The organism is Accumulibacter sp. (assembly GCF_023806565.1).
GTDB lineage: Bacteria > Pseudomonadota > Gammaproteobacteria > Burkholderiales > Rhodocyclaceae > Accumulibacter.
In genome coordinates this window covers 55,202-61,566 of record NZ_JAMTDV010000132.1, presented here as the reverse complement: position 1 = coordinate 61,566, position 6,365 = coordinate 55,202, and the positions used below count along the sequence as shown (strand labels likewise).

Annotated in this window: 3 protein-coding genes; 1 reads left to right on the top strand and 2 read right to left on the bottom strand. The window is 66.3% G+C overall.

From position 1 onward, the window contains the following. Positions 1–1,198: 1,198 nt before the first annotated feature. Positions 1,199–1,717 (bottom strand): hypothetical protein, encoded by a 519-nt coding sequence (locus NFV80_RS16160; RefSeq protein WP_295331279.1) that lies wholly within the window; start codon positions 1,715–1,717, stop codon positions 1,199–1,201. Between the two features lie 159 nt (positions 1,718–1,876). On the opposite strand from NFV80_RS16160, the gene rimO reads away from it, so the two are divergent. After that, a complete protein-coding gene (gene rimO / locus NFV80_RS16155; protein WP_295331278.1) occupies positions 1,877–3,199 on the top strand; it encodes a 30S ribosomal protein S12 methylthiotransferase RimO in 1,323 nt (440 codons plus the stop codon). A gap of 22 nt (positions 3,200–3,221) precedes the next feature. Here the strand turns inward: rimO and NFV80_RS16150 are convergent, their stop codons facing one another. Beyond that, a complete protein-coding gene (locus NFV80_RS16150; RefSeq protein WP_295331277.1) occupies positions 3,222–6,332 on the bottom strand; it encodes an error-prone DNA polymerase in 3,111 nt (1,036 codons plus the stop codon). Positions 6,333–6,365 lie beyond the last annotated feature (33 nt).

Sequence of the window (6,365 nt, the reverse complement as noted above, 5' to 3'; positions counted from 1 at the left end):
CATCAGCAGCTGCAGCAGGCGGTGACGACGGTTCCCTCGGACGTCATGACGCAGGGTCGGCGGGTGCGTGAGAGCGCGCCCGCGTACCCAGAGCGCATGCCGCCGGGTAGACAAGCAGTGCCGCCGCAGGCGCCGATGGCTCCGGCCTACGGTGACGGGACGCGGCGTCCTGACGGCCGCCTGGAAGCGGGCCCGGCCTATCGTGAAGGCGCACCGACGTTGCCCGGCAACCCGTCGCGGCAGGTACCGGCGACTTTGCCGATGGCGCCGGCAGCGCCGGCACGACCGGCTGCAGCGCCAGCGCCGGCAGCGCCAGCGGTGATGGCACCAGCGCCACCGGTGTCAGCGCTGGTGCCAAGGCCGGCAACGGCCAGCGGGCAGGCACCGGCAGGTCCGGCCGGGGATGCAGCCAGGTCCGTTCCCTCCTCGCGAGCGGAACGGCCGGAGCAGCACGTGCTGCCAGCGCCGGCGCCGCTGCCGCCGGCTGCGGCCCCTTCATTCCAGCGATCGCCGGTGGAGGTCGCTCGCCCCGCGACGGTGCCGGGAAGCGAAAGGCCGGAGCAAAGACCACAGGTCACCGCACTACCGCCGCCATCGGTACCGCGTCTCCTCCCCGTGCCGCCCGCCAGCACGGCCGTGCCTGCGGCCGCGCCGGCACCGTCACGACCGCCCGGCATCGACGAGCAGCGCCGCCAGGAGCGCGCGGTCGTTCGTGAAGAACCGACAAGGCAGCAGTGGCGGCCGGAGACACGGGCGCCTGTGGTGGTCCCGCAGCCGATGTCGGCCGCCCCCGGGCGGACCGATGCACCGGGACGACCGGAACGGTCGGCAGGTCCGGAACATCCTCAGGAGTCCGGGCGGCGGCGCGAGCAGCGGGCCGACCCCCACGACGGTGGCCGACCACCTGATCGACCATGAGGCGGCAAGGCCGAAATACTTGCCATAAAAAAGCGCGAGACAAAGATGCTGGCGAGCGCCTTATGGCGTCGCTGGCGATCGGCCGAACGGTTGGCGCGTTCGGCGGGGAAGCGACGGTGGCTGTATACTCGAGCCCCTTCCATTCGAGCCGTGCTCCATGTCCAAGCCAAGAAACGTTCGTTTCGTTTCGCTCGGATGCCGGAAGAATTCTCGAAATATACCGCTTTGTCCGCGACAAACCCAGCATCAACAGAACTTTGGTTTGTTGTATGGCGGATCGTCAGCGCGGTGTAAGCACAATCTCTTTCGTCTCTCCACCGTTAACAGTTACCCGCTGCATGATGGCGCCACCTTCGGTGCGGTAGTTGTTTACCTGCCAAGCGATGATCGTCGAGATTAGAAATTCCCCATTCGCGACCTTGTCAAACTTGAAAAATCCTTGCGCGTCGCAAATGGTTTGCAATGTGAGGTTCTTGTACTCCGGTGGATCAGGAGAGAAAACCATCCGGTTGTTTCCAGATGCTGATCGGTATCCAGAATCCCAAGATCCGTAAATTCGCCCTGACCTTTCGTTGGCGTAATGGGTGGCGGGCGTAAGCCTCACCTCTTGCCCTGCGCAGGTGACTACCCCGCCTCCTCGTTGGCGAATCAAGGCGCTGCCGCGAATGGTGTTCGGGCCTTTGGCCAGCAACCTACTGGCCATTGCGGCGTCGAACGGAGCGGTGATCTGGAAGGTGGTTGGCTCGACTGCGCATCCAGTAAGCGCGAAGGCTGCAAGGAGTTGATAGGCTTTGTGCATGGCATGTCCTCGTAAGACGTATTGTCATCCCACGCTACCCCGCCCGTCGCTGGGCGTGGGACATGCGCCGGTCGGTAGAAGACCCAGCCGCCTGTCTGGGATTGCTGAATCGCAGATAGCTGTATACTTTCGGCCAGTCCATCGGAATAGTCTGGCATTATGATTGCAAAAAGCATAGGAGTGGTATCACTCGGCTGCCCGAAGGCGCTCGTCGACTCGGAACAGATCCTGACCAGGTTGCGCGCCGAGGGCTACCTGATTTCCCCGTCCTACGAAGGCGCCGATCTGGTGGTCGTCAATACCTGCGGTTTCATCGATGCGGCGGTCGAGGAATCGCTCGATGCGATCGGCGAGGCGCTGGCGGCGAACGGCAAAGTGATCGTCACCGGCTGCCTGGGGGCGCGCGAGGAAGTGATCCGCCGGGCGCATCCGCAGGTGCTGGCGGTCACCGGTCCGCATGCTGCCGACGAGGTGTTGCAGCAGGTGCATGCGCACCTGCCGCAGCCGCACGATCCGTTTACCAGCCTGGTGCCGCCGCAGGGGGTCAAACTGACGCCGCAGCATTTTGCCTACCTGAAGATATCCGAGGGCTGCAATCACGGTTGCACGTTCTGCATCATCCCGTCGCTGCGCGGTCCGCTGGTCAGCAGGCCGATCGGCGATGTCCTGCGCGAGGCAAGGGCGCTGGCCGACGCGGGGGTGCGCGAACTGCTGGTCATCTCGCAGGACACCAGCGCTTACGGCGTCGATGTGCGGTACCGGACGGGTTTTGCCGGTGGTCGTCCGATCCGGACCAGGCTGCGCGAACTCTGCGAGGCTCTGGGCGAACTGGGAATCTGGGTGCGCCTGCACTACGTCTATCCGTATCCCAGCGTCGACGCGCTGCTGCCACTGATGGCCGAGGGGCGGCTGCTGCCGTACCTCGACGTTCCCTTCCAGCATGCCAGTCCGCGCATTCTCAAAGCCATGAGGCGGCCGGCGAGTGCCGAGAACAATCTCGATCGCTTGCGGGCGTGGCGAACTGTCTGCCCGGATCTCACCGTGCGCAGCACTTTCATTACCGGCTTTCCCGGCGAGACGGAAGCCGAATTCGAGGAATTGCTGGCGTTCCTTGCCGAGGCGCGGCTCGACCGCGTCGGCTGCTTCGCCTATTCGCCGGTCGCGGGTGCGGCAGCCAATGCGCTGCCGGGGGCTTTGCCGGAGGAAGTGCGCGAGCAGCGTCGGCAGCGGCTGATGGAGTTGCAGGAAGACATTTCGGCCGAGTTGCTGGCGGCGAAGATCGGGCGGGAGATCGAGGTGCTGGTCGATGAGGTCGACGACGAGGGAACGATCGCCCGCTCTGCAGCCGACGCGCCGGAAATCGATGGCCTGGTGTTCATCAATGATCATTTTGCCGCCAGCCCGGGCGATTTGCTGCGCGTCCGCGTGCTCGATGCCGACGAGCACGATCTGTATGCCGAGATCGTCGCCGACGCTGCCTGAGCCGGGTCGGGCAACTTGCGGTTCAGTGAAAATCCCGGCTTGCGGTCGATAGCCGGCCAAGCAGGGCGGTGAGGTCGACCAGCCGCTTGGCGATCAGGTGGACGACCTGGCCTTCGCGCTGCACCTGACCGAGGACGCCGAGCAGGCGCGCGCCCAGCAGTTCGCGGCGCTGCTTGTCGACCAGCCGGGGGTGTACGACGATGTTGGCCAGACCGGTTTCGTCTTCGAGGGTGACGAACACGATGCCGGTGGCGGTTCCCGGTCGCTGCCGGCAGGTGACGATGCCGGCAGCGCGCAGCAGTTGGTGGTCGGCGGAATTCTGCAGGCGGCTGGCGGAAACGAAGCGTTGCGCGCTCAGCCGGGGACGCAGCAGGGCCAATGGATGGCGGCCGAGGGTGAGTCCGGTGCTGGCGTAGTCGGCGACCAGGTCTTCTGCTTCGGACGGTGCGTCGAACTGGACAAGGGATTCCGGGGCCGGCGTGCTGCTCAGCAAATCGAGCTGCAGGGCGGTACCGGCGGCAGCCCAGGCCGTCTGTCGGCGATGACCGGCCAGATTGGCCAGTGCGCCAGCCGCCGCGAGCAGGTCGAGATCCCGGCGCGCCAGACTGGCGCGTGTCGCGAGATCGGCGATGCTGCGGAACGCCTGTTGTCGACGCGCCGTGACAAGCGTTTCGGCAGCGGCTTGCGCCAGACCGATGATGCTTGCCAGACCAAGGCGGACGGCTGGGCTGCCCGTGGCCGTTGCCGGCTTTTCCAGCGTTGCCTCCCAGGCGCTTGCCTCGACCGTTACCGGAAGTACGACGACGCCGTGGCGGCGGGCGTCCTGGACCAGTTGCGCAGGCGCGTAGAAACCCATCGGCTGGCTGTTGAGCAGCGCGCAGAGAAAGGCCGCCGGATGGTGGCGCTTGAGCCAGGCCGAGACGTAGACCAGGAGGGCGAACGAGGCGGCGTGTGACTCGGGGAAGCCATATTCGCCGAAACCGCGAATCTGGGCGCAGACGCGTCGCGCAAAGGCTTCGTCGTGGCCGCGCTGGCGCATGCCGGCAATCAGCTTTTCCTCGAAGGGTTGCAGCCCGCCCTTGCGTCGCCAGGCAGCCATTGCCCGACGCAGTTGATCGGCCTCGCCGGGGGTAAAGCCGGCAGCGACGACGGCCAGTTGCATCACCTGCTCCTGGAAGATCGGCACCCCGCAGGTGCGGCCGAGAACGGCGGCGATCTCCCGCGGCATCGGGTCGATCGCTTCCTTGCCGTGCCGGCGGCGCAGGTAGGGATGCACCATGTCGCCCTGGATCGGTCCCGGCCTGACGAGCGCCACTTCGATCACCAGATCGTAGAACCTGCGCGGCTTGAGGCGTGGCAGCATGGCCATCTGCGCGCGCGATTCGATCTGGAAGACGCCGACGGTATCGGCAGCGCAGATCATTTCGTAGACGGCCGGGTCTTCGGGCGGGACGTCCTGGATTTGGCAGCCGATCAGGTCGAGCGCACGGTGGATCGCCGAAAGCATGCCAAGCGCCAGCACGTCGACCTTCAGCAGGCCGAGGGAGTCGAGATCGTCCTTGTCCCACTGGATTACCGTGCGTTCGGGCATCGCGGCGTTCTCCACCGGAACCAGGCGGGCCAGCGGACTGCGCGAAATCACGAAACCACCGACGTGTTGCGAGAGATGGCGAGGAAATCCGTGCAGCGCTTCGGCCAGCGTCAGCCACTTGCTCACCCGTGGCGCCGCCGGGTCGAGGCCGACGGCGCGCAGGCGTTCGGGCAGTTGCTCGCGCCGGTCCCACCAGGCCAGCGAGGTCGTCAGTGCGTCGATCTGCGCGTTGCCGAAAGCGAGAGCGCGGCCGACGTCGCGCAGCGCGCTGCGTGTGCGGTACGTGATCACCGTGGCGGTCAGAGCCGCGCGTTCTCGTCCGTACCTGGCGTAAAGATACTGGATCACTTCCTCGCGTCGTTCGTGCTCGAAATCGACGTCGATGTCGGGTGGCTCGCCACGTTCGCGGGAGAGGAAACGCTCGAAGAGGAGATGGGAGCGGGCTGGATCGACCTCGCTGATTCCCAGGCAATAGCACACCGCCGAATTCGCTGCCGAGCCCCGCCCCTGGCAGAGGATGTTGCGGCTGCGGGCAAAGTTGACGAGGTCGTACACGGTCAGGAAGTACGGCTCGTAGGAGAGTTCGCCGATCAGCAGGAGTTCGTGTTCGACGCGTTCGCGCACGCTGGCGGGAACACCGCCCGGGTAACGCCAGCGCAGACCCTTTTCCACTTCGGCACGCAGGAAGGACGACGGCGTCTGGCCGTCAGGGACCACCTCCTCGGGGTACTCGTAGCGCAGTTCGTCGAGCGAGAATTCGCAGCGCGCGGCGATCTCCAGCGTTGCGGCCAGCAGTTCGGGCGGGTAGATTCTGGCCAGGCGAAGGCGGCTGCGCAGATGGCGCTCGCCGTTGGCAAAAAGTGCGTGACCAGCGGCAAACAGCGTCGTGTTCAGGCGGATCGCGGTCAGCGTGTCCTGCAGCGGGCGCCGCGCGCGCAGATGCATGTGCACGTCGCCGGCGGCGACTGTCGGCAGGCCGCTCGCCCTGGCCAGTTCCCGCAGCATCGCCAGGCGGGAGGCATCGTCGGTCCCGGCGTGCAGTTCGACGGCGAGCCAGCAACGGTCCGGAAAGCGCGCCGCCAGCCAGCGGCCTTCCGCGGCGCTGCTGTTGGGCCCGGGTATCCAGAGCGCCAGGCAGTCGGGCAGTGCGCCGCTGCCGCAGGAATGGCTTCCGGCCTGCTGCAGGTCACTGCGAAGGAGGCGGTAGCCCCCCTTGGCGGAGCGCCGCCGTGCCAGGGTGATCAGTGCCGAGAGGTTGCCATAGCCGGCACGGTTCTGCGCCAGCAGGACCAGCCGGAAGCTACCGTCTGGTGCGTCGACGAGGCGGAACTCGGCGCCAAGCAGCAGCTTCAGGTGATGGCTCCTGGCTGCGTGGTGCGCCCGCACCACGCCCGCCAGTGAGGCTTCGTCGGTGATCGCCAGCGCGCTGTAGCCCAGCGCTTGCGCGCGTTCGACCAGTTCCTCGGGATGCGACGCTCCGCGCAGGAACGAGAAGTTGGTGCAGCAGTGCAGTTCGGCGTAGGCGGGGAGCGCGTCGGCCATGGCAGTTATACTGATTAAAAATACAGTATAACT

Excerpts from the sequence above, each read along its gene's own strand:
- NFV80_RS16150 (WP_295331277.1), bottom strand. The coding sequence starts at position 6,332 with ATGGCCGACGCGCTCCCCGCCTACGCCGAACTGCACTGCTGCACCAAC.
- NFV80_RS16160 (WP_295331279.1), bottom strand. The coding sequence starts at position 1,717 with ATGCACAAAGCCTATCAACTCCTTGCAGCCTTCGCGCTTACTGGATGC.
- rimO (WP_295331278.1), top strand. The coding sequence starts at position 1,877 with ATGATTGCAAAAAGCATAGGAGTGGTATCACTCGGCTGCCCGAAGGCG.